Here is a 22,222-nt window from a genome sequence, read left to right as displayed (position 1 = left end):
GAGTAGGCTAGGAATCGGTCACAGCACTTCCTGAGAAGTGTCCTCGAATCCCCCGAAAGGTCCCCGGTGCGCATTAACCACCGTCTCCGATGGGCTGCATTTCCGCTTGCAGCGACACTTGTAATAATTCTGGCCGGCTGCACGCAGGCCGAGTTACACGGCTATCTCCCCGGCTTTGTAGAAGGTCAACCGGCGGTGACGAACCAGACCGACCGAATTGCCGGTCTATGGACCACCTCGTGGATCGTTCTCCTCATCGTGGGAATCCTCACGTGGGGCCTCACGATCTGGGCTGTCGTCGTCTACCGTCGCCGCAAGGGCCAGACCGGCCTCCCGGTGCAGCTGCGCTACAACATGCCGATCGAGATCTTCTACACAATCGTCCCGCTCATTCTGGTCATCGGCTTCTTCGCCTTCACCGTTCGCGACCAGGTCGCGCTCGAAAGTCGCTTCGACGCCCCGGACGTCATCGTCGAGGTGCAGGCCAAGCAGTGGGCGTGGGACTTCAATTACGTCAACGAGGATGTCTACTCGGCCGGTGTTCAGGCACAGCCCGACCTTGAAGGCGCTCCCGGCGCCATCATCGACTCCGAGCTTCCGGTGCTCGTGCTGCCGGTCGACCAGAAGGTTGAATTCAAACTCGAGTCCCGCGACGTGATCCACTCGTTCTGGATCATCGACTTCCTCTACAAGAAGGACGTCATCCCCGGCAAGACCAACTACATGTCGGTCATCCCGGAACGGATCGGAACGTACTCGGGCAAGTGCGCCGAGCTGTGCGGTGAGTATCACTCCCTCATGCTCTTCAACACGGAGGTCGTTTCACAGGCGGACTACGACGCCTACATCGCGTCGCTGCGTGCCGCCGGCAACACCGGCCAGCTCGATAATAACTACGATCGCAATCAGACTCAGCCGGGTACGGACGCCCCGACGGCTCAGGAGGGTAACTAAGCCATGAGCACGACCATCACCCCCCAGGCACCGCGCAGCGCGACTCCGGTCTCACCGACCGCCGAACGCAAGGGCAACGTCCTCGTCAAGTGGATCACCTCCACCGACCACAAGGTGATCGGGTACATGTACCTCATCACCTCATTCATCTACTTCTGCCTCGGCGGGGTCATGGCGCTCATCATCCGCGCCCAGCTCTTCGCACCCGGTTTGGAAATCGTCCAGACCAAGGAGCAGTACAACCAGCTGTTCACGATGCACGGCACGATCATGCTGCTCATGTTCGCCACCCCCCTGTTCTTCGGGTTCGCGAACTTCCTCGTCCCGCTGCAGATCGGTGCCCCCGACGTCGCGTTCCCCCGCCTCAACGCGCTGGCGTACTGGTTCTTCAACTTCGGCAGCCTCATCGCCGTGGCCGGCTTCCTCACCCCTCAGGGCGCCGCGTCGTTCGGCTGGTTCGCCTACCAGCCGCTTGCCAGCACGACCTTCTCGCCGGGAGTCGGCGGAAACCTGTGGATGGTGGGCCTCGGCCTGTCCGGGTTCGGTACCATCCTCGGCTCCGTGAACTTCATCACCACGATCATCACGATGCGAGCCCCCGGCATGACGATGTGGCGTATGCCCATTTTCACCTGGAACTCACTCATCACCGCCTTGCTGGCCCTGATGGTGTTCCCCGTCCTGGCCGCCGCCATGCTGGCTGCCGCGTCAGACCGCATCTTCGGTTCGCACATCTACGACCCTGCCAACGGCGGTGCCATACTCTGGCAGCATTTGTTCTGGTTCTTCGGACACCCCGAGGTTTACATCATCGCGCTGCCGTTCTTCGGGATCGTGTCGGAAGTGTTCCCCGTCTTCAGCCGCAAGCCGATGTTCGGGTACAAGACGCTGGTCTACGCGACCATTTCGATCGCGGCCCTGTCCGTGTCGGTCTGGGCGCACCACATGTACGTCACCGGCTCGGTTCTCCTGCCCTTCTTCTCGCTCATGACCATGCTCATCGCGGTCCCCACCGGGGTGAAGATCTTCAACTGGATCGGCACAATGTGGCGGGGTTCCGTCACCTTCGAGACGCCGATGCTGTGGGCCATCGGGTTCCTCATCACCTTCACGTTCGGTGGGCTGACCGGAGTAATTCTCGCCTCGCCGCCGCTTGACTTCCACGTGTCGGACACCTACTTCGTGGTGGCGCACTTCCACTACGTCGTCTTCGGTACCGTCGTCTTCGCCATGTTCAGCGGATTCTACTTCTGGTGGCCGAAGTTCACCGGCAAGATGCTGAACGAGAGCCTCGGCAAGTGGCACTTCTGGTTGCTCTTCATCGGTTTCCACACCACGTTCCTCATCCAGCACTGGCTGGGAGTCGTGGGGATGCCCCGCCGTTACGCGACGTACTCACCCGCCGACAATTTCACCTGGATGAACCAGGTGTCCACTATCGGTGCGATGGTTCTGGCAACGTCGATGATTCCGTTCTTCCTGAATGTGTACATCACGGCCCGCAAGGCGCCGCTCGTCACGGTCAACGACCCCTGGGGCTACGGTTCGTCGCTGGAGTGGGCCACGTCGTGCCCGCCGCCGCGCCACAACTTCACGTCCATCCCGAGAATCCGTTCTGAGCGTCCCGCGTTCGACCTGAATCACCCGGAAGCGGGTCTCCCGGTTGGCATCGGTCCCATGAAGGACGCACCGGATGCCCCCACCTACGACGCATCATCGAACAAGGTGAAGTAAATGAGAACCAACGCCCGTCTGTTCTGGGGCCTGGCGGCCTTCTTCGGTGTCATGACTGTTGTGTACGTTGTGTGGAGCCTGCTGGATCCCACCCAGGGAAGCGTGGAGTGGGCAGGAACGTTCTGCCTCGGCCTCAGTGCTCTGCTCGCCGCGTTCATCGCCTTCTACCTGGGCAAGGTCTACACCGCCCAGGGCGGCGAAGCTCCCGAAGATCGACTCGATGCCAACATCGATGACGGTGACCCCGAGGCAGGCTTCTTCAGCCCGTGGAGCTGGTGGCCCATCGTGCTGGCGGCAGCCGCTGCGCTCGTCTTTCTGGGCCTCGCTATCGGACCGTGGATCGCCTTCATTGGGCTCGGGTTCGGTGTCATCGGGCTCGTGGGCTGGGTGTACGAATATTACCGGGGACTTTTCGCCCGCTAACCCTGTGCAGCGCCACCGGCCGGTCTCCCTTGCGGAGGCCGGCACGGTTGTTTAACCGCCAGTGAATTCGCCTCCACGCCCAAGTATGTGCATTTCTGCACTCCCCACCTGTGCGAATCGACATTGACAGGCATTAAGTCAGCACACATGCTGAGACAAGCCAAACGACCTGCTCGGCGGTTCCGACCACGTCCTGGCCGCCGATCACGTTGTGTCAAGGAAGACACCAGGGGGAATCCCATGAGCACAAGTTCCAGCACCCGAAGCGGTGTGCAAGAATCCGGATTGAAAAAGGTCGTCGCGGCCTCCATGGCCGGCACCGTCGTCGAATGGTACGAGTTCTTTCTCTACGCCTCCGCGGCAACTCTCGTCTTCGGTACCCTGTTCTTTCCGAATATCGGCACCGAACTCGAGGGCATCATCGCAGCCTTTGCCACCTACGCCGTCGGCTTTCTGGCCCGCCCCGTCGGTGGCATCGTCTTCGGACATTTCGGTGACAAGTTCGGGCGCAAACGCCTGCTCCAGTTCAGCCTCGTGCTCGTCGGCATCAGCACCTTCCTCATGGGTTGCCTGCCCACGTTCGATCAGATCGGCTACCTCGCACCGGTCCTGCTCGTTCTCCTGCGTTTCGTTCAGGGCTTCGCCGTCGGCGGCGAATGGGGAGGCGCCGTATTGCTCGTCGCCGAGCACAGCCCCGCGACGTCGCGCGGATTCTGGGCCAGCTGGCCGCAGGCCGCCGTTCCCGCGGGAAACCTGCTTGCCACGGCTGTGCTCTTCGTACTCGCCTCCACCCTCTCCGACGCCGCGTTCCTCAGCTGGGGATGGCGTGTTGCCTTCTGGCTATCCGCCATCATCGTGCTCGTAGGGTACTACATTCGTACCAAGGTCAGCGATGCCCCCATCTTCCTCAAGGCACAGAAGGAGGTCGTCGCCGGCGAGAAGAACTTCGGTATCGTCGAGGTCTTCCGTCGCTACCCCCGTGGCGTGTTCACCGCAATGGGCCTGCGCTTCGCCGAGAATATCCTGTACTACCTCGTCGTCGTCTTCTCGATCACGTACCTGAAGATCATTGTCGAGATGGATACGTCCCGTGTTCTGCTGCTCCTGCTGGTCGCCCACGCCATCCACTTCATTGTGATCCCGATTGTCGGTCACCTCTCCGACCGGATCGGCCGCCGCCCGCTGTATCTCACCGGTGCCCTTCTGGCCGGCACGTGGGGCTTCTTCGCGTTCCCCATGATGGACACCGCGAACGACATCGTCATCATCATCGCCATCATGATGGGGCTGCTTTTCCACGCCCTCATGTACGCCGGTCAGCCGGCGATCATGGCCGAAATGTTCCCCACCCGCATGCGCTACTCCGGTGTTTCGCTCGGCTACCAGGTCACGTCGGTGATCGCCGGCTCGATCGCCCCGATCATCGCCGTGAGCCTGCTGTCCACCTTCAACTCGTCGGTGGCGGTGGCCATCTACCTCGCGTCCGCCTGCCTCCTGACCGCCATCGTCGTGCTTACGCTCAAGGAAACCCGCGGCGTCTCGCTGCACGACATTGACGCAGCGGACGCCGCCGAGTCCGCCGACCGCGCCGAGTCCGCCTCAGAGCTGGCAGACACGACGAGTCGCTAACCCCCCGGAAACCGACGGCGGCCCGATCACACCGATCGGGCCGCCGTCGCTGTGTCTGCACAGCGCCGTGTCTTTGCCTTGCTCTCCTGTGCTCCGCGACAGTGTGCGACCACACCACGCTCAATCGGCGAATGCCCCCGGTCGGTACGAGATCTCGAGGGCTATGGCGTCGATCGCGGCGCGCACAACAGGTGATCTCAACGATTCGGATCGCACGACGGCCCAGATCGGCAGCTGCCGCTGAAAATCGTCCGGAAGCACCGGAACGAACTCCGGCCGGTCGTGTACGAGAAAATTGGGCAACAGTCCGATTCCGGCGCCGGCCTGCACCGCCTCGAGCTGCGCGAACAGGCTCGTGGATTGAAAGGTCGTGGCGGGTTCTGGCAACTGCGATGACCGGAAACCCAGGTCGGTCACCAGCAGGGCACTTTCGACATACGACACGAAGCCGTGGGACTGAATGTCGTCGATCGACGAGGGCGCGCCGCGACGGTGCAGATAGTCGCGGCTCGCGTAGAGGCGCAAGAAGTAGTTGGTGAGAAACATCGCCTGGGCGTTGTTGACGTCGTTGCGCCCGGCCACGATCTCCAGATCGACACCCGACCGGTTTTGACTCACCTTGCGGGTCGCACTGAACATTTCGATATTGATGAGCGGGTGTTCGCGCTGCAAATTCACGAGTGCCGGCGTGACGATCTCGGCTCCGAATCCGTCGATGGTACTGATGCGCAGCAGCCCCGAGAGTGGGTCCGTGCGACTGATCGCCGTCGTGAGGGCGCCGAGGCGGTCCTCGATCGCCTCGGCCGCGCTGACGGCGTGCCGGCCCAGTTCGGTGAGTTCCCAACCATGCGGGCTGCGCTCGAGAGTGCGCCCGCCCAGCTCCTGGTCGAGAGAGAGGATTCGTCGCGAAATGGTCGTGTGGGTGGTGCCGAGGGCCTCGGCGACCGCGTTGAAGCGGCCCAACCGGGCCACGGTGAGCAGCACGAGTAGGTCATTCGGGCTGGGGAGCTGGTGTGACGTCACGTCCGGTCCTCTCGGGGTTGTGCATCCATGCACATACCCTCTGTGAAATATTGGCTTGATTGCACTCTATCGGGCTGCGACGCTGGGGGGAGCGCACAAGCAAAGGAGCTTCGATATGTCAGTAGTCGCATGGATCGGGTTGGGCAACATGGGTGGACCCATGTCAGCGAATATGGTGGCCGCCGGCCACGAGGTTCGAGGATTCGATCTGAATCCGGATGCCCTCGCCACGGCCGCCCAAACCGGCGTCGCCGCCGCCGGGAGCATTGCAGAAGCCGTGGCCGGCGCCGACGTCGTCTTCACCATGCTGCCCAAGGGCGAGCATGCCCGGGCCGTGTACTTCGGTGATGACGGCGTCCTGGCCGGCGCAGATACATCGACCCTGCTCGTAGATTCGTCCACGATCGACATGGAGACGGCGCAGACCCTGCACGACGCTGCCGCGGCAGCGGGCTTCCGTTTCGTCGACGCGCCCGTCTCGGGCGGCATCAGCGGGGCAACCGCCGGAACGCTCACCTTCATGATCGGGGGCGAGGCCGGGGCGGTCACGGATGCCTCGGCATTCATTGAGCCGATGGCCGCGAACATCATTCCGACCGGCGGAGCCACGACGGGTCAAGCCGCGAAGATCTGCAACAACCTCATGCTGTTCATCAACCTCGCCGCGGCCGCCGAGGGGGCCGTGCTCGCCGACAGGCTGGGACTGGACAAGCAGGTGTTCTGGAATATCGCATCCGTGTCATCCGGCGACAGCTGGGCGCTGCGCACCTGGTACCCGATCAAAGACGTGGTCGAAACTGCCGCGGCCAACCGGGACTTCGCCCCGACGTTCACGACCTCGCTCGCGAGCAAGGACATCGGCCTCGCCATCGCCGCGGCCAAGGCCACCAACACCCCGCTTGAAATCGGCGAGCATGTCGCCGAACTTTTCCAACGTCTCATCGACGAGGGCGAGGGCGGTAAAGACTGTTCGATGATCGTCAAACTCGTCGACGGCACCCTGCAGCCTCACGTCTGAACCCCGTTACCCGGTAGAAAGAGCACTCTTATGCAAACAGTTCCCCACTTCATCAACGGCCGGCGCGCCGAGTCGGCCGAACGATTCGGCCCCGTCTTCAATCCCGCCACGGGTGTGCAGGAGAAGCAGGTCGTGCTGGCATCCCGTGCGGTCGTGATCGACGCCATCGAATCAGCCAAGACCGCACTGCCCGCGTGGCGGGCCAGCAGCCTGGCCACGCGCACGGCCATCTTCTTCAAGGTGCGCGAGCTGCTCGCCGAGCGTACGAACGAGCTCGCCGCGATCCTCACGAGCGAGCACGGCAAGGTGCTTTCCGACGCGGCGGGCGAGATCACCCGCGGTCTGGAGAACATTGAATTCGCCACCGGCCTGGCCCAGATGCTGAAGGGTGACTTTTCGCAGCAGGTTTCCAACGGAATCGACGTGCACTCCGTTCGCCAGAGCGTCGGCGTCGTCTCCTGCGTCACCCCCTTCAACTTCCCTGCCATGGTTCCGCTATGGATGATCGGCAGCGCAATCGCCTGCGGCAACACCGTGCTGCTCAAGCCGAGCGAAAAGGATCCGTCGTCGGCCATTTTCATCGCCGAGATCTTCGCGGAGGCCGGTCTGCCGGCCGGCGTGCTCAACGTCGTGCAGGGTGACAAGGAAGCCGTCGACGAGCTGCTCGACAACCCCGACGTGAAGGCGATCAGCTTTGTCGGTTCCACTCCGATCGCAAAGTCCATCTACAGCCGCGCGGCCGCGAACGGCAAGCGGGTACAGGCACTGGGTGGGGCCAAGAACCACATGGTAGTGCTGCCCGACGCAGACCTGGATATGGCCGCGGACGCCGCGATCAATGCGGCGTACGGTTCCGCCGGGGAGCGCTGCATGGCGGTGAGCGTGCTCGTTGCCGTCGGCGGGATCGCCGACGACCTGGTTGCCGCGATCCAGAAGCGCATGAAAACGCTCCGTGTCGGCCCCGGCACCGATCCGACATCGCAGATGGGCCCACTCATCACCGGCGAGCACCGCGATCGAGTCGCGGCTTACCTGGCCGGCGCGGAGGCCGCCGGCGCCACCATGGTCGTCGACGGGCGCGAGCAGAACTTCGACAACGACGGCTTCTTCCTCGGAGTGAGCCTGATTGACCACGTGGCTCCCGGGATGAAGGTCTACGACGACGAAATCTTCGGTCCGGTGCTCTCTGTCGTACGCGTGGACACCTTCGACGAAGCCGTCAAGCTCGTCAATGATCACGAGTTCGGCAACGGTGTCGCGCTGTTCACCCGCGACGGCGGCGCGGCGCGGCAGTTCGAGTTCGACGTCGAGGTCGGCATGGTGGGCATCAACGTGCCGATACCGGTGCCGGTCGGGTCGTTCTCCTTCGGGGGATGGAAGAACTCGCTCTTCGGCGATGCACACATGTACGGACCCGACAGCATCCGCTTCTATACCCGCGGCAAGGTCGTCACCACCCGCTGGCCGGACCCGGCCACGTCCGAGATCGACCTCGGCTTTCCCCAGATGGCCTAGGCTGCCACGAAAGCGGGTTCCCGAGAATCGGGAACCCGCTTTCGTCGTTAGGGCAGCGCGGTCCCTTCGGGTTCCCGCATCACCGCTGGTTGGTCAGCCGCGGCGTCGGCGGAAGCTGAACAGGTCGAAGGCGGCCGTCACGGTCCGCTCCGAGCCGCCGGCCGAGTCGGGCACGCCCCGGCCCATGTGGTGAGCCGACGGCCCCATGCCGATCAGCGCAGCGATATCCGTGGGGGAGAGGGTGAGTTCCATGGAGATGGCGCCTTGCGATTCGAGCTCGAAATGGTCGGCGAGCCCCGCGGCCAGGTGGGTTGCCTTGTCCGGCTGCAATTCCAACGCGAGTCCGTCTGCGCGCAGCTCTCGGAGGTGGCTGCCGTGCGGCACCACGACAAGCAGGAGTCCCCGGTGAGCAAGTACCCGGTGGAACTCCGCCGCATTGCGCGGGGCGAAGACATTGAGAATCACCTGAGCCGACGCGTCTCGGATCGGCAGGGGAGACCAGACATCCGCCACCAGGCCGTCGATGCGGTCGTGCACTCGCACCGTGCGCGTTACGGCGACGGGGGAGAGGTCCATCCCAAGCGCCCGCACGGCGGGCAGGCTGGCAACAGTCGCTCGGAGATAGTACCCGGTGCCGCAGCCGACGTCAAGCACGCGCTGCGGGCGCTCCGCCTGGATCGTCTCGGAGATCGCCTGCCGGAGGGGCTCATACCATCCTGCCGCCTGAAACCGGTCCCGAGCGTCGAGCATGCCCGCGCTGTCGCCGATGAACTTGCGGGGACCGGCCAGCATGGTGGCATACCCGCGCTTGTTAACGTCGAAGGCATGTCCGCTCGAACAGCCGAGAGCGAGGGTGCCGCGAGGTTCGAGTGGGAGAAAGCAGTTCGGGCACCGAAGCCACTCCGATAGCGTCTGGAGTGACATCGATGCCCGTTCTGTTGTGGTGACGATTACTTCTCGGTGATCTCCGCCTGGTGTCCGTCATGAGCGTGGTGGAGTTCGCTCTGGCTGACCGGAGTGACCCTGTCTTCGAAGAACCAACGGGACAGTCCGGCGCGGAGTTTCTCTGCGGCGGTGATCTTGCCCCGTGAGTTGGGCCGGGTCATGAGCGGCTTGAAGTCGTTGTAGCTGACCAGCTTCCAGCGCTCATACTCGTCAACGGGCTGGTGGACTTCCACGTACTCGCCACCGGGCAGTCGCACAATCCGACCAGACTCATAGCCGTGCAGCACGATCTCGCGGTCCTTCTTCATGAGTGCGAGGCAGACTCGCTTCGTGATGAAGTAGGCCAGGACCGGTCCCAGGATGGTGATTGCCTGAAGGGCGTGGATGACTCCCTCCATGGTGAGGTGGAAGTGCGTCGCAATGATATCCGAGGACGCTGCGGCCCACAGCCCGGCGTAGAACGTGACACCGGCGGCGCCGATGGCGGTGCGGGTCGGAGCGTTCCGTGGGCGATCGAGCACATGGTGCTCGCGCTTGTCACCGGTGATCCAGGCTTCAATGAACGGGTACACCATCACGAGAACGATGAAGATACCGATCACGATCAGCGGTGCCAGAATGTTGAAGGAGTACGTGTGGTTCAGGAACACGAACTCCCACCCCGGTGGAACCAGTCGAAGGGCGCCATCGGCAAAACCGATATACCAGTCGGGTTGGGTACCGGCGGACACCGGTGATGGGTCGTACGGGCCGTAGTTCCAGATCGGGTTGATGGTGAACAGCGACGCGATCAGCATCACGACACCGAAGACGATGAAGAAGAACCCGCCGGCCTTGGCCGCGTAGACCGGGAGAACGGGGTAGCCGACAACGTTCTGGTTGGTGTGACCGGCCGACGGGTACTGCGTGTGCTTGTGCACAACGACGAACAACAGGTGCATTGCGATGAGCGCCACGATGATGGCCGGCAGCAGCAGAATGTGCAGCGAGTACAGACGCCCGACGATGTCGACGCCGGGGAATTCCCCACCGAAGAGCAGGAAGGAGATCCACGTTCCGGCCACCGGGATGCCCTTGATGATCCCGTCGATGATCCGCAGGCCGTTACCGGACAGCAGGTCGTCGGGGAGGGAGTAACCGGTGAATCCCTCGGCCATGGCGAGGATGAAGAGGATGAAGCCAATGACCCAGTTCAGCTCGCGGGGCTTGCGGAAGGCGCCCGTGAAGTAGATGCGGAGCATGTGCAGGCCGATGGCGGCCACGAACAGCAGGGCCGCCCAGTGGTGCACTTGGCGCATAAGGAGTCCGCCACGCAGGTCGAAGGAAATATCGAGAGTGGAAGCCATGGCGGCCGACATCTCGATGCCCTTCAACGGTGCATAGGAACCCTCATAGTCCACCGGCGCCATCGATGCCTGGAAGAAGAAGGTGAGGAACGATCCGGACAGCAGGATGATGACGAAGCTGTAGAGCGCCACCTCGCCGAGCAGGAAGGACCAGTGGTCCGGGAAGATCTTACGACCGAGCTCCTTGACCGCACCGGAAATGCTGGTGCGCTCGTCTATGTAGTTCGCGGCTGATGCCGTGAATCCGCCGGACTTTTTTACTTCAGCGGTTTTGCGGGTGTCTAACGAGGTCATTTGCGCTCCCAGAAGCTCGGACCGACCGGTTCAGTGAAATCGCTCTGCGCGATGAGATAACCTTCGGCGTCCACCGTGATGGGCAACTGCGGGAGCGGCCTCTTGGCCGGTCCGAAAATGACCTCGCAGTGATTCGTGACGTCGAATTGTGATTGATGGCACGGGCACAGCAGGTGGTGCGTCTGCTGCTCGTACAGAGCAACAGGGCACCCGACGTGCGTGCAAATTTTGGAATATGCCACGATGCCCTGGTACGACCAGCCCTCGCGCTCCGGAGTCTCTACGAGTTGTTCCGGCTTCAGACGCATGACGAGAACCGCTGCCTTCGCCTTCTCCTCCAGCCGACCGTGGCCCATTTCGGCCAGGCCTTCCGGAATCACGTGGAATGAGGAACCAAGCGTGAGGTCGGATGCCTTAATCGGCGTTCCGGAGGGGTCAAGAGCCAAACGCGTGCCCTTTTTCCACAGGGTCTCCCGCAGCAGCTCAACCGGGTCCTGGTCCTGCGGGCCGAGGCCGCGGAAGAGAACGACAGCCGGGAGCGGGAACGCAATGAGCGCACCGATGAGGCTGTTGCGAATGAGGGTGCGTCGACCGAAGCCGGACTCGTCATTAGCCTGCTGGAAGATCTCCACCGCGCGGGCGCGTACCTCGTCGGTACCGCGAACGGGATGACGCTCGTCGATTCCCTCGTGGTCGGACATGAGGGCCTTGCCCCAGTGCACAGCCCCGATGCCGATCGCGAAAAGCGCGAGGGACAGGCCGAGGCCGATGAAGAGATTGTTAAGCCGAACCGAACCCGGATCTTCCGCAGAGATCGGGAACGCCATGTAGGCGGCGATAGCGAACACACTGCCGACGATGGACACGTAGAACAGGGTGTACACGGTGCGTTCCGCCCTGCGCTCCTCTTTCGGATCCAGATCCGTGATGCGAGGGCGGTGCGGCGGGAAGCCGGGATTCTCGAGCGAATTGCGCGCGACGACGGCGGTACCTGCAGGGGTACCTGCGCGTACAACGCTCGACGAGTCGGCGGCGGGGACATGCTCCGCGCCGTTATCGTCCTTGGCCATTGTTCTCCTTCTTACCAGCTGTCAATGTATTGCTGTGTCGCACGGGTAATCGATCAGTTCGATTTGGCAGTGATCCACACGGTCAGGGCCACGATGGCGCCTAGGCCGAAGATCCAAATGAACAGGCCCTCTGCAACGGGTCCCAGGGATCCGAGGGCAAGTCCGCCGGGTGACGGATTGTTTTCGATGTACTTGAGGTACGTGATGATGTCGCGCTTGCCTTCGGCCGACACGTTCATGTCATTGAAAACGGGCATGTTCTGCGGGCCGGTAATCATGGCCTCATAGATGTGAGCCGCGGACACGTCCTTGATCGCGGGGGCGAACTTGCCCTCCGTGAGTGCTCCACCGGCGCCGGCCACGTTGTGGCACATGGCACAGTTGATGCGGAACAATTCGGCACCCGTTGCGGCGTCCCCGCTTGCATCGAGGACTTCGCCCTCGGGAATCGCGGGGCCGGGAGCCTTCGACGCCACATAGGCGGCCAGGGCCGCGGTCTGGGCTTCGGTGAACTGGACGGGCTTCTTCTGCGCCTGAGGTCCCTGCATCTGCATCGGCATGCGGCCAGTGCCGACCTGGAAGTCAACGGATGCCGCTCCCACGCCGAGCAGGCTCGGGGCGACGTCCGAGCCGTCCAGGGCGAGGCCGTGGCACGTGGCGCAGTTCGCGGCGAACAGTTTTTCGCCCTCGTCGATGGTCTGCTGCGAGGACGCGTCGGTTGTCGCCGAGGCCGTGCTGGTGCTCAGCGCGGCATAGGCGGCCCCGGTGAAAAGCAGGCCGATGGCGATGAGGGCAACGCTGGCCAGGGGGTGGCGACGACCGGTCTTACGGGGCGTCCCACGCCTGCGCGGCGTCGAGGCTGAGGGGGTTTTATTCGTGGTCATGCTGAAGGTGTCCGCTCCTGAATCTTATTTAAGAACGTAGACGACCAGGAAAAGCCCGATCCAGACGACGTCGACGAAGTGCCAGTAGTAAGAGACCACGATGGCGCTGGTGGCTTCCTTGTGACCGAAGTTCTTGACCGCAAAGCCGCGACCAATGATGAGAAGGAATGCGATGAGGCCGGCCGTCACGTGGATGCCGTGGAAACCGGTCGTGATGTAGAACGCCGAGCCGTAGGCGTTGGAGCTGAGCGAAATTCCCTCAGACACCAGGGTCGCGTACTCGAAGACCTGACCGATCACGAAGATCGCGCCGAGAGCGTAAGTGAGGAAGAACCACTCGACCATGCCCCACTGGCTGAGCTTCCAGCCCGTTGAACGAGCCTGCAGCCTCTCCGCGGCGAATACGCCGAATTGGCACGTCACCGAGGAGGACACCAGGATGAGCGTATTGATCAACGCAAAGGTGAAATTGTGTTTGTCTGACTCGAAAAGCCAGAGCTCCGGGGACGTGGATCGTAGCGTGAAGTAGATGGCGAAGAGTCCCGCGAAGAACATCACCTCGCTACCCAGCCACACGATGGTGCCCACAGCCACGCTGTTAGGCCTGTTCACAACGGGTGCTGTCGCCGTCTGAGTAATTGAGGTGCTGGTCACCCCTCCATTATGGCCGATAACCGCACAGCTTTTTCTCAATCAGGCGTGCAAGTCGCCGTTTGGTGGCGGTATGCGTACCCCTTTTCCGGGCTGGATCCCTTGCGGATACGGGGAAACAGGGCCATCTCAGTAGAATTACGGTCATGCTTGAATCCCAGTCATGGCCAAATATTCTTACTGCTCTTCTTGACGGCGAAGATCTGAGCGTGGCTGACGCCGCCTGGTGCATGGAACAGGTTATGTTGGGTACCGTGACGCCGGCCCAGCTGGGCGCGTTTCTCGTTGCGCTGCGGGCCAAGGGCGAAACTGTCGATGAGATCGTGGGGTTCCGCGACGCGGTCCTGGACCACGCGGTGCCGCTCGACGTTGACTCCATGGGTCTTGACATCGTGGGTACCGGGGGCGACCGTTTTGGAACGGTGAACATTTCAACCATGGCCTCGATCGTGTGTGCCGCGGCGGGCGTACCGGTCGTCAAGCACGGCAACCGCGCGGCGAGTTCGGCGTCCGGCTCCTCCGACGTGCTGTCGGCGCTCGGGATCGATCTGACCCTGTCGCCGGAGCAGGTTGCCGCGGTGCTCGGCCGAACGGGCATCACCTTCGCCTACGCGGCAGCGTTCCACCCGGGATTCGGCAACGCGGCCAGCACACGCCGGGAGCTGGGAATTCCCACGGTCTTCAACTATCTCGGTCCGCTCTGCAACCCGGCCCGGCCGGAGGCCTCCGCCGTGGGGGTGGCGAGCCTTGATCGAGTGCCGCTGTTCGTCGGGGTATTCCAGACTCGAGGGGCGACCGCACTGGTCTTCCGTGGTGATGACGGCCTGGATGAGCTGACAACGACCGGCCACAGCCATGTGTGGGAGGTGTCCCGAGGCCTCGTGACGGAACACGACATTGATCCGCGGGACCTGGGCATCAAACGGGCCCAGATCAGTGAGCTGGTAGGCGGGGACGCCGAGCACAACGCCGCCGTCGTGCACGCCGTGCTGTCGGGCGAATCAGGCCCGATTCGGGACATCGTACTGCTCAACGCCGCTGCCGGCCTGGTGGCATTCGATCTGGCCAACAACCCGGCCCAGGTGCAGGTTGCCATACTCGACCGGTTCAGGGACAAGATGGTCGTTGCCGCTACGGCGATCGATTCCGGGGCCGCCGCGGCCAAACTTGCCCAGTGGGTCGCCGCGACGCGGATGTGATTCTGTGTCGATGGCGCGTATGTTGAACGTGTCAGAGCCGACAAAGCCGGCTGCGCCGGAATCGATCGAGTGAATGGATGACCGTGAAGAAACTCATCAATGATCCAAGCAATGTTGTTGCGGAGGCCGTGGCGGGGTTTGGGGTGGCGCACGCCGACCTCGTACGGATATCGAACGACCCTCTGTTCATCGTGCGCAAAGACGCTCCCGTGCGAGGCAAGGTGGGAATCGTCAGCGGTGGCGGTAGCGGTCATGAGCCGCTGCACGGCGGGTTCGTCGGAGCGGGAATGCTGGACGCCGCGGTCCCCGGCCCGGTGTTCACCTCGCCCACGCCCGATCCGATCCTTGCCGCGACCCAGGCCGTCGACGGGGGAGCGGGGGTTCTGCACATTGTGAAGAACTACACCGGTGACGTGCTCAATTTTGAGACGGCGGCTGACCTGGCCCTGATGGAAGACATCGAGGTGCGCTCCGTGATCATCAACGATGACGTCGCGGTGAAGGATTCGCTGTACACGGCCGGCCGCCGGGGTGTGGCAGGTACCGTACTGGTGGAAAAAATCGCGGGCGCGGCCGCCGAGCGCCTGGACGACCTCGCCACGGTTGCGCGGATTGCGGAAAAGGTCAATGGGGGGGTCCGGTCAATGGGGGTCGCGCTCACACCGTGTGTCGTGCCCCACGCCGGCGAGCCAAGCTTCGTGCTTGCCGACGATGAGGTCGAGATCGGTATCGGCATCCACGGTGAGCCGGGCCGGGAACGCATCAAACTGGAACCGGCCGATGCCATCGTCGACCGTCTGCTGGCCCCGATCCTGGACGATCTGCCCTTCGCACGCGGCGACGAGGTGCTCCTGTTCGTGAACGGCATGGGCGGTACCCCGCAGATCGAACTGTACATTCTCTTTCGTCGGGCGGTAGAGGTGCTTGCGGAACGGGGGATCACCGTGACGCGTTCCCTCGTAGGCAACTTCACCACGAGCCTGGACATGCAGGGCGCGTCGATTTCAGTGCTTAGGCTGGATGCCGAGCTGACGGATTTGTGGGACGCCCCGGTGCAGACATCTGCCCTGCGTTGGGGACGGTAGACACGGGATGAATCTGAGCACAGCATGGGCGCTTGCCTGGGTGCGCCTCTCGGCGCAGGTCATCGCGGAGCACCGCAGCGAACTCAATACGCTCGACCGGGAGATCGGAGACGGCGACCACGGTGAGAACATGGACCGCGGATTCAGCGCTGTGGTGAACAAGCTCAACGACGCCCCTGACGCACGCGAACCGTCGGTAGTGCTCAAACTGGTGGCGGGCACCCTCATCTCCACGGTCGGCGGCGCGGCAGGGCCGTTGTACGGCACCGCCTACCTGAAAGCGGCGGTCGCCGTGGCCGGGGCCGCCGACCTCGATGCCGCAGCAACCGTCGCGCTGATCACGGCCGCGCGAGATGGCATCGTGTTGCGAGGAAAGGCCGAGAGCGGGGACAAGACCATGGTCGATGCCTGGACGCCGGCCGTCGACGCGGCAGTCGCACGACTGGCGGCCGGCGGTACCCCGCTCGACGTCCTGGCCGCGGCCGCCGACGCCGCGGACCTCGGCGCGATTGCCACCGAGCCGCTCGTCGCGCGGAAGGGCCGTGCGAGCTACCTGGGGGAGCGCGCCCGGGGCCACCGCGACCCCGGTGCAGAGTCCACCCGGTTGCTTTTGCGGGCGGCCGTGGACGCCGCGGGAGCTTGATGGGGGACAGTGCGGAGGGAGCCGGCCGGCAGGTCGGCCTCGTCTTCGTGTCACACAGCGCGCTGATCGCCGAGGGATTGGTGGAGCTGGCGCGACAAATGGCGCCACATGCCGTACTCCTGCCGGCAGGGGGAACCGACGAGGGTGGAATCGGCACGAGTTTCCTGAAGGTCTCCGAGGCGATGCTCGCTGCAGTCGGCACGGGCGGAGCCGTCGTCTTCTGCGACCTCGGTTCGGCGATACTTACCGCGGAGACGGCACTCGAGTTCCTGGACGATGACGTGCGCGCGCGCATCCGTATCGTGGATGCGCCACTCGTGGAGGGTGGCGTGGCTGCGGCCGTCGCCGCCGAAATCGGGGGAGACCTCGGCAGTGTCGTCTCCGCGGCGCTGACCGCTGCGGGTGCGAGCAGCACAGAGGCCGTGCCGACCAGTGAGCCGAACGGCTCGGTGACCCGATCGGTGACGCTCATCAACCGAGACGGGTTGCATGCCCGGCCCGCCGCGGATTTCGTCACCCTCGCGAGCACCTTCGATGCCCGTGTCACCGTGAATGGCGTCGACGCCACGAGCCTTCTGGGGATCATGGCGCTGGGCCTGTCCCGGGGGATGACGGCAGAGCTCTCGTCATCGGGGCCCGAGGCCATCGAGGCGGTCGATGCGCTCTCGTCTCTGCTCGAGTCCGGATTCGGAGAGAAGGACGAGTAGCACTTAGCACGTTCTGTATTTCTTGTCGAATCGCGCGTACTCTGTACGCATGTCTGTAGACGGCACTTCCGAAGAGAAAGACGCTCAGCATTCTCCCGCCTGCCCCGTGTGTGGGCACGCCATGCGTGAGCACTTCATCGATCACTCAACGAACAACCCGATACTGAATTGTCCGGTTCCGCACCCGGGCGTCTGGGACCGGGATGCCTATGAGCCGGTCAACGAACTCGGAATGGTGATCCACACCGATCCCCGACCGAAGTCTTCCTCGCGTTAGCCCGGCTCTCACCGGGTCCACGGCGCTATTAATCACGGAAAAGCTATTGATATTTGCCATGCGGCTAAGTAGATTAGCCGTATGAACAATCCTCACCACGCACCGCTTCCGACGACGCGCTACCTCGTACGGCCGCAGGGAAGGATCGCCTACGACATCCAGGGGGCCGGGCCGCTCGTTCTCCTCGTGCCCGGCATGGGCGACCTCCGATCCACCTACCGGTTTGTCGCTCCCAAGCTCACCGACGCCGGGTACACCGTCGCCACCGCCGACCTTCGCGGCCACGGGGACAGCGACACCTCATTCTCCAGCTACGGGGACGCCGATACCGCCAGTGACGTGGCGGCGCTTCTGGTCGAGCTGGGCAGACCCGCTGTTGTTGTCGGAAACTCGATGGCCGCCGGTGCGGCCGTGATCGTCGCGACGGGCCGCCCCGAATTGGTCAGCGGTCTTGTCCTCGTGGGCCCTTTCGTGCGTGAGCCGGCATCCAGCCACCTGGTCAGCCGCGTGTTGTTCCGCCTCCTCATGGCGCGGCCGTGGGCCGTGGCGGTCTGGAAGGCGTACCTGCCCAGGCTGTATGCGGGAACGCCGCCAACCGACCTTGCCGGCTACAGAGCGGACGTCATCGCGAGCATCCGACGCCCGGGGTACACACGTGCGTTCATCCGCACCACGCGGACGAACCACAGGCAGGCGGGGGCGAGGCTCAAGCACGTCACGACGCCCGCTCTTGTCATTATGGGCGAGAAGGATCCCGATTTTCCGAGCCCGCGGGCGGAAGCCGACTGGATCGCCCGCGCGCTCGGGGGAACCGCCGTGATGGTTGCCGACGCCGGTCACTACCCGCAGTCGCAACAGCCGAAAGCCACCACGACCGCTATCGTTCGGTTCCTTGGGACGCTGAAGAGCGATGAGTAGGACACCACTGAGCACGGTCACCGTCGTTGATCGTGCGGCCGTGATGCTCGACGAAAGTGGCCCGGCCGGGCTGAATCTGGCTTCCCTGGCCGAGGCCCTGAATGTGCGGGTACCGTCGCTCTACAAGCACATTGATGGCATGCCCGGCCTCCGCCGGGGCATCATGATCCACGCCAAAACGAGCCTTGCCTACGCCCTCGGGGGCGCGGCCGTCGGACGTTCCCGGGACGACGCCATCAAGCGGATGTCTGTCGCCTACCGCCGCTGGGCGCTCGAACACCCCGGGCAGTACCCGATGACGATGCACGCGCCGATTCCCGGAGACGACGAAGATCTGACCGTGTCGTCATCGATCACCGAGGTCGTCTACAACGTGCTCTCCGGCTACGATCTGCGCGACGACGACGCCGTCGACGCCACCCGGTTTCTACGGTCCGCGTTGCACGGCTTTGTCGCACTGGAAACAAGCGGCGGCTTCGAGCTGCCGGTCGACCTGGAACGCAGCTATCTGAGGCTCGTCGCGAGCGTCGTGACCGCCTTGGCCGACTGGTCGCGGGAATGACCAGCGTACGACAGCGCACCGGGCAGGCACGCGACGGCGCACAGCATCAGCGCCGGATCGGCGGGAGAGTCGCCTCAAGCGCGTCCACATCCTCCGGGCGGCACAGGTCGGTAGCCGGCGTCTGAGCGGCGGCGCTACCGGCGGCTACGGCGTAGCGGAATGCCGCGTCTGTATCGCCGCCCGCTGAGAGCCGCAGCACGAACGCGCCGAGAAAACTGTCGCCGGCGCCGACCGTGCTCAGCACCTGGATTGTCGGCACCGCCAGACGCACGGCTCCCGCGGCGGAGGCGAGCACGGCCCCTTCCGCGCCTCGCGTCAGAGCGACCAGTTCTGCCGAACCTGCCGCGATCAGATCGGATGCGGCGGTGACCTGGCTCTGTTCCGTGTCAAGCGTCGCACCGACGAGCTCGCCGAGCTCCCGACGGCTCGGCTTGACCAGGTACACCCCCTCGGCCAGGGCTTCCCGAAGGGGAACGCCGGACGTATCCAGCACACAGCGCGCCCCACTGTCACGAGCCAGCCGCGCGACCCGGGCGTAGAAGTCCTCGGGCACTCCCGGCGGCAGGCTGCCGCTGGCAACCAGGTATCCAGCGTGTGGGGCTGTCTGCCGCACGGCAGCGAGACAGGCCTTCCACTCGGTCTCGCTGAGTTCGGGCCCTTGCAACACAAAGCGAAATTGTCTGCCCGTGCCTGATTCATCCACGGTGAAACTCTGGCGGGTGGTGCCTGAGATCGGCACGGCACGACTCGACACACCCTCGACGTCGAGCATGTGGCGCAGGGCCGCGCCGGTCAGTCCGCCGACCGCGTAGATGGCCAACGATTCCCCGCCGAGCAGATGAACGACCCGCGAGACGTTGATGCCGCCGCCGCCCGGATCCAGGCGAGTCGTCCCGCAGCGTAACTTGTGATCGCTCACCACCCGATCGGTCGATGTGCTGAGGTCGAGCGCGGGGTTCATGGTCAGGGTCACAATCGAACCCCTGGCGTGCCCCACGCTTTCGCGGGCGCTAATGGTGGTGCTCCTGCGGTCCGCCGGTCACCCGGTGTAGCCACTGGCCAATCGTGTCGATCATCTCAGCGTCGCGCTCCATCATGAGCTTCCCTCTCGCTCGGATCCCCATCCTGCACCAGGTCGAGGGCCGTGGATAGGGACGACGACCTGTCAGGGCGTACCCCGGCCCTGTGCACGATGTCGGTGTGCTACCCGGTGTTGAGCGGCTGGCGCGCGATTGCGATCATGTCCTGTGCCAGTACTTCGGACGGCTGTCGACCGCTGGCCCACACCGCTGTGAGCGTTCTCGTGAGAGTGATCCCGGTGACGTCCACGGCGACCAGGCGGCCGAGAGCGAGGTCATCGGCGACCGCCATCGAGCTGAGAACGCCAGGCGCCACTCCGGACCTGATCGCCGTACGAACGGCAGCGGTGCTGGAATATTCCAGGCGTGGAGCGGCCAGAGTTCCAGTGACGCCGGGGACCCATCCGAGCAGATGATCGAGAGCTTTGCGGGTTCCCGAGCCCTCCTCGCGGGTGATCAGCGGGGTATCGGCCAATTCCTGCGCGGACACAGGCCTGCGGCGCCGGGCCCAGACATGACCGGGGGAGACAACGACTATCAGCCGGTCCAGACCGATAGTCGTGGTGCGCAGGTCGCTCGGGATCTCGGGAGTCTCGATGAATCCGAGGGGTACCGTGCCGGCACGCACGAGAGCGATCACCGCTTCGCTGTTCGCCGCGGTGAGTCCGACGTTGGTCGCCACCTGGCCGGCGGACTCCTGCCGGCCACGCAGGGTGCCCAGCCAGCGCGGCAGGAGGTACTCAGCGATGGTCAGACTCGCCGCCACGTCGAGTCGGTGCAGGGCTTGCGAGCGTATCTCCTCGATCCCGGCTTCCATTCGTTCGGCGGCGGCGAGCACCTCGACGGCCCAACCGGTGACCAGGACCCCGGTCGCGGTCAACGTCGATCCTCGCGCCGACCGCACGATGAGGGAGGCCCCGATCTGGCCCTCCAACGCACGAACCCGTGATGACACGGCCTGCTGGGAGACGCCGAGACGCGCGGCGACGCGACTGAGGCTGCCCAATTCGCCCACGGACATCAGCATCTGGAGCCCCCCGAGGTCGGGCATATGTGGACCGAGCACGACACACCTCCCACAAGCCTCACTTGTGCCCCGCCAACGATACGCCCTCTACCGGCCCGTGTCCGCCGGGACGAGACTGGGTTCTGTGAGTTCAACAGAAATGCCTCCCGCCCGTCCCGGGCGCCTGCCCGCGGAGTCAACGCCCGCCCCTCGGCATTCCGATCGTGAGCGGGCATGGCTGGGCGGGTCCCGGAGGTGGATGCCCGGGGTCACGGTCGCGGGCGCGGCGGCGCTGAGCGCGTGGGGCATCCATTCATCGGTGCCGGCGATCCCGTTGCTCACCGTCGCTGTGGTTCTCGGAATCCTGGTCGCACAGATACCGGTCGCCCGCCCGGCTTTGTCGGGCATTCTCGCTCCCGGCCTCAGAGTCGCCGCCAAGGCATTCATGCATCTGGGCATCGTGCTGCTCGGCCTCAAACTGAGTCTGGTCGACATCGCACACCTCGGCTGGAAATCGATCGTCACCGTCCTCGCGGTGCTGGCGGTCACGTTCGTCGTGACATTGTGGCTGGGCCGCCTCTTCAAACTGCCCGGTCAACAGCCTTTGCTGATCGCGACCGGCTTCTCAATCTGTGGCGCATCCGCGATCGGCGCAATGAGCCATGCTGTCCATGCGAAGGAAGAGGACTCTGCCGTACCGGTCGCACTCGTCACCCTGTGCGGGACCCTGGCCATCGTCGTGCTGCCGCTCCTCTGGCATCCACTCGGCTTCAGCGCACTGCAGTTCGGGCACTGGGTCGGAGCGAGCGTGCATGATGTCGGTCAGGTCGTCGCGACCGCGCAGGTGGCCGGCCCTGCGGCGCTGGCCGTCGCCGTTGTGGTGAAGCTCACCCGCGTGTTGATGCTCGCCCCGATGGTGGCCATCACATCGCTGGTCGTGCGACGGAGACGCGGCACCAGGGAGTTCGGGCCGAAACACCCGCCGATCGTGCCACTGTTCGTCGCCGGTTTCATCTGCGCCGTGCTGGTGCGCACATTCGCGCCGCTGCCGGTCGCGGTCACGGGCGGCGCCGACACCGTACAGACGGCGTTCCTGGCGATGGCTCTCTTCGGGCTGGGAACGAGGGTCCGGCTCGGCCGGCTCGTGCGCACCGGATGGCGCGCTCTTCTGGTCGCCATGCTGTCCTGGGCGCTGATCGCTGCCCTCGCCTGGGTTGTCGTGCAACACGGGTGAGGGCCGCGTTCGGCGCATGGTCCGAG

General features: G+C 64.3%; 21 protein-coding genes. 13 read left to right on the top strand and 8 right to left on the bottom strand.

Annotation, left to right across the window (positions count from 1 at the left end; translation table 11 throughout):
- Nucleotides 1-66 precede the first annotated feature (66 nt).
- From ctaC to AC1MB9_RS06545, 4 genes are all read left to right on the top strand, one after another.
- Nucleotides 67-954 (top strand): aa3-type cytochrome oxidase subunit II, encoded by an 888-nt coding sequence (gene ctaC / locus AC1MB9_RS06560; RefSeq protein WP_479964227.1) that lies wholly within the window; start codon nucleotides 67-69, stop codon nucleotides 952-954.
- A gap of 3 nt (nucleotides 955-957) precedes the next feature.
- Nucleotides 958-2,688: an aa3-type cytochrome oxidase subunit I gene (gene ctaD, locus AC1MB9_RS06555; RefSeq protein ID WP_479964226.1), complete on the top strand. Its 1,731-nt coding sequence runs from the start codon at nucleotides 958-960 to the stop codon at nucleotides 2,686-2,688.
- Nucleotides 2,689-3,111, top strand: coding sequence for a cytochrome c oxidase subunit 4 (locus AC1MB9_RS06550; RefSeq protein WP_479964225.1), 423 nt, complete (start codon nucleotides 2,689-2,691; stop codon nucleotides 3,109-3,111).
- Nucleotides 3,112-3,351: 240 nt separating this feature from the next.
- Nucleotides 3,352-4,740 carry an MFS transporter gene (locus tag AC1MB9_RS06545; protein ID WP_479964224.1) on the top strand — a complete coding sequence of 463 codons (1,389 nt, stop codon included), beginning with the start codon at nucleotides 3,352-3,354 and terminating at the stop codon, nucleotides 4,738-4,740.
- Nucleotides 4,741-4,860: 120 nt separating this feature from the next.
- Here the strand turns inward: AC1MB9_RS06545 and AC1MB9_RS06540 are convergent, their stop codons facing one another.
- Nucleotides 4,861-5,763: a LysR family transcriptional regulator gene (locus tag AC1MB9_RS06540; protein ID WP_479964223.1), complete on the bottom strand. Its 903-nt coding sequence runs from the start codon at nucleotides 5,761-5,763 to the stop codon at nucleotides 4,861-4,863.
- A gap of 115 nt (nucleotides 5,764-5,878) precedes the next feature.
- On the opposite strand from AC1MB9_RS06540, the gene mmsB reads away from it, so the two are divergent.
- On the top strand, nucleotides 5,879-6,781 hold the full coding sequence (gene mmsB / locus AC1MB9_RS06535) for a 3-hydroxyisobutyrate dehydrogenase (RefSeq protein ID WP_479964222.1): 903 nt from the start codon (nucleotides 5,879-5,881) through the stop codon (nucleotides 6,779-6,781).
- A 30-nt stretch (nucleotides 6,782-6,811) separates the two neighbouring features.
- Nucleotides 6,812-8,296 carry a CoA-acylating methylmalonate-semialdehyde dehydrogenase gene (locus AC1MB9_RS06530; protein ID WP_479964221.1) on the top strand — a complete coding sequence of 495 codons (1,485 nt, stop codon included), beginning with the start codon at nucleotides 6,812-6,814 and terminating at the stop codon, nucleotides 8,294-8,296.
- A 93-nt stretch (nucleotides 8,297-8,389) separates the two neighbouring features.
- Here the strand turns inward: AC1MB9_RS06530 and AC1MB9_RS06525 are convergent, their stop codons facing one another.
- Genes AC1MB9_RS06525 through ctaE form a run of 5 tightly spaced genes read right to left on the bottom strand, consistent with a single transcriptional unit; the run spans nucleotide 8,390 to nucleotide 13,489 of the window.
- Nucleotides 8,390-9,220, bottom strand: coding sequence for a methyltransferase domain-containing protein (locus tag AC1MB9_RS06525; RefSeq protein WP_479964220.1), 831 nt, complete (start codon nucleotides 9,218-9,220; stop codon nucleotides 8,390-8,392).
- Nucleotides 9,221-9,246: 26 nt separating this feature from the next.
- Complete coding sequence (gene qcrB, locus AC1MB9_RS06520) at nucleotides 9,247-10,881, bottom strand: cytochrome bc1 complex cytochrome b subunit (protein WP_479964219.1); 1,635 nt, start codon at nucleotides 10,879-10,881, stop codon at nucleotides 9,247-9,249.
- Nucleotides 10,878-11,951 carry a cytochrome bc1 complex Rieske iron-sulfur subunit gene (gene qcrA / locus AC1MB9_RS06515; RefSeq protein WP_479964218.1) on the bottom strand — a complete coding sequence of 358 codons (1,074 nt, stop codon included), beginning with the start codon at nucleotides 11,949-11,951 and terminating at the stop codon, nucleotides 10,878-10,880. The genes qcrB and qcrA overlap by 4 nt, the downstream gene beginning before the upstream one ends.
- Before the next feature lie 53 nt (nucleotides 11,952-12,004).
- Complete coding sequence (gene qcrC / locus AC1MB9_RS06510) at nucleotides 12,005-12,835, bottom strand: cytochrome bc1 complex diheme cytochrome c subunit (RefSeq protein WP_479964217.1); 831 nt, start codon at nucleotides 12,833-12,835, stop codon at nucleotides 12,005-12,007.
- 24 nt (nucleotides 12,836-12,859) lie between these two features.
- Nucleotides 12,860-13,489 (bottom strand): aa3-type cytochrome oxidase subunit III, encoded by a 630-nt coding sequence (ctaE, locus tag AC1MB9_RS06505; RefSeq protein ID WP_479964216.1) that lies wholly within the window; start codon nucleotides 13,487-13,489, stop codon nucleotides 12,860-12,862.
- A 143-nt stretch (nucleotides 13,490-13,632) separates the two neighbouring features.
- On the opposite strand from ctaE, the gene trpD reads away from it, so the two are divergent.
- The 6 genes from trpD (at nucleotide 13,633) to AC1MB9_RS06475 (ending at nucleotide 18,877) form a co-directional block, all read left to right on the top strand.
- The gene (gene trpD, locus AC1MB9_RS06500; RefSeq protein ID WP_479964215.1) at nucleotides 13,633-14,685 is read left to right on the top strand and encodes an anthranilate phosphoribosyltransferase; all 1,053 of its coding nucleotides are present in this window, start codon (nucleotides 13,633-13,635) and stop codon (nucleotides 14,683-14,685) included.
- An 83-nt stretch (nucleotides 14,686-14,768) separates the two neighbouring features.
- Complete coding sequence (gene dhaK / locus AC1MB9_RS06495; RefSeq protein ID WP_479964592.1) at nucleotides 14,769-15,770, top strand: dihydroxyacetone kinase subunit DhaK; 1,002 nt, start codon at nucleotides 14,769-14,771, stop codon at nucleotides 15,768-15,770.
- 7 nt (nucleotides 15,771-15,777) lie between these two features.
- The gene (gene dhaL / locus AC1MB9_RS06490; protein WP_479964214.1) at nucleotides 15,778-16,413 is read left to right on the top strand and encodes a dihydroxyacetone kinase subunit DhaL; all 636 of its coding nucleotides are present in this window, start codon (nucleotides 15,778-15,780) and stop codon (nucleotides 16,411-16,413) included.
- A complete protein-coding gene (dhaM, locus tag AC1MB9_RS06485; protein ID WP_479964213.1) occupies nucleotides 16,413-17,120 on the top strand; it encodes a dihydroxyacetone kinase phosphoryl donor subunit DhaM in 708 nt (235 codons plus the stop codon). Before dhaL ends, dhaM begins: the two co-directional genes overlap by 1 nt.
- A 358-nt stretch (nucleotides 17,121-17,478) precedes the next feature.
- Complete coding sequence (locus AC1MB9_RS06480; RefSeq protein WP_479964212.1) at nucleotides 17,479-18,315, top strand: alpha/beta fold hydrolase; 837 nt, start codon at nucleotides 17,479-17,481, stop codon at nucleotides 18,313-18,315.
- The gene (locus AC1MB9_RS06475; RefSeq protein ID WP_479964211.1) at nucleotides 18,308-18,877 is read left to right on the top strand and encodes a TetR/AcrR family transcriptional regulator; all 570 of its coding nucleotides are present in this window, start codon (nucleotides 18,308-18,310) and stop codon (nucleotides 18,875-18,877) included. The genes AC1MB9_RS06480 and AC1MB9_RS06475 overlap by 8 nt, the downstream gene beginning before the upstream one ends.
- 46 nt (nucleotides 18,878-18,923) lie before the next feature.
- Here AC1MB9_RS06475 and AC1MB9_RS06470 read toward each other — a convergent pair whose 3' ends face one another.
- Together AC1MB9_RS06470 and AC1MB9_RS06465 are read right to left on the bottom strand one after the other, a co-directional pair.
- The gene (locus AC1MB9_RS06470; protein ID WP_479964210.1) at nucleotides 18,924-19,850 is read right to left on the bottom strand and encodes a 1-phosphofructokinase family hexose kinase; all 927 of its coding nucleotides are present in this window, start codon (nucleotides 19,848-19,850) and stop codon (nucleotides 18,924-18,926) included.
- 230 nt (nucleotides 19,851-20,080) lie between these two features.
- Complete coding sequence (locus AC1MB9_RS06465) at nucleotides 20,081-21,022, bottom strand: LysR family transcriptional regulator (protein WP_479964209.1); 942 nt, start codon at nucleotides 21,020-21,022, stop codon at nucleotides 20,081-20,083.
- Nucleotides 21,023-21,221: 199 nt separating this feature from the next.
- Here AC1MB9_RS06465 and AC1MB9_RS06460 point away from each other — a divergent pair, with 199 nt between their 5' ends.
- Nucleotides 21,222-22,196, top strand: coding sequence for a YeiH family protein (locus AC1MB9_RS06460; RefSeq protein ID WP_479964591.1), 975 nt, complete (start codon nucleotides 21,222-21,224; stop codon nucleotides 22,194-22,196).
- Nucleotides 22,197-22,222: the final 26 nt, after the last annotated feature.

The sequence above is a fragment of the Cryobacterium sp. AP27 genome (genome assembly GCF_056680495.1).
Note: the sequence above shows the minus strand (reverse complement) of the source record. Positions and strands in the feature narration are given on the sequence as shown.

Excerpts from the sequence above, each read along its gene's own strand:
- qcrC (WP_479964217.1), bottom strand. The coding sequence starts at position 12,835 with ATGACCACGAATAAAACCCCCTCAGCCTCGACGCCGCGCAGGCGTGGG.
- AC1MB9_RS06550 (WP_479964225.1), top strand. The coding sequence starts at position 2,689 with ATGAGAACCAACGCCCGTCTGTTCTGGGGCCTGGCGGCCTTCTTCGGT.
- qcrB (WP_479964219.1), bottom strand. The coding sequence starts at position 10,881 with ATGACCTCGTTAGACACCCGCAAAACCGCTGAAGTAAAAAAGTCCGGC.
- AC1MB9_RS06530 (WP_479964221.1), top strand. The coding sequence starts at position 6,812 with ATGCAAACAGTTCCCCACTTCATCAACGGCCGGCGCGCCGAGTCGGCC.
- dhaM (WP_479964213.1), top strand. The coding sequence starts at position 16,413 with ATGGGGGACAGTGCGGAGGGAGCCGGCCGGCAGGTCGGCCTCGTCTTC.
- dhaL (WP_479964214.1), top strand. The coding sequence starts at position 15,778 with ATGAATCTGAGCACAGCATGGGCGCTTGCCTGGGTGCGCCTCTCGGCG.
- AC1MB9_RS06480 (WP_479964212.1), top strand. The coding sequence starts at position 17,479 with ATGAACAATCCTCACCACGCACCGCTTCCGACGACGCGCTACCTCGTA.
- trpD (WP_479964215.1), top strand. The coding sequence starts at position 13,633 with ATGCTTGAATCCCAGTCATGGCCAAATATTCTTACTGCTCTTCTTGAC.
- AC1MB9_RS06545 (WP_479964224.1), top strand. The coding sequence starts at position 3,352 with ATGAGCACAAGTTCCAGCACCCGAAGCGGTGTGCAAGAATCCGGATTG.
- mmsB (WP_479964222.1), top strand. The coding sequence starts at position 5,879 with ATGTCAGTAGTCGCATGGATCGGGTTGGGCAACATGGGTGGACCCATG.
- qcrA (WP_479964218.1), bottom strand. The coding sequence starts at position 11,951 with ATGGCCAAGGACGATAACGGCGCGGAGCATGTCCCCGCCGCCGACTCG.
- AC1MB9_RS06475 (WP_479964211.1), top strand. The coding sequence starts at position 18,308 with ATGAGTAGGACACCACTGAGCACGGTCACCGTCGTTGATCGTGCGGCC.
- AC1MB9_RS06460 (WP_479964591.1), top strand. The coding sequence starts at position 21,222 with ATGCCCGGGGTCACGGTCGCGGGCGCGGCGGCGCTGAGCGCGTGGGGC.
- AC1MB9_RS06525 (WP_479964220.1), bottom strand. The coding sequence starts at position 9,220 with ATGTCACTCCAGACGCTATCGGAGTGGCTTCGGTGCCCGAACTGCTTT.
- ctaD (WP_479964226.1), top strand. The coding sequence starts at position 958 with ATGAGCACGACCATCACCCCCCAGGCACCGCGCAGCGCGACTCCGGTC.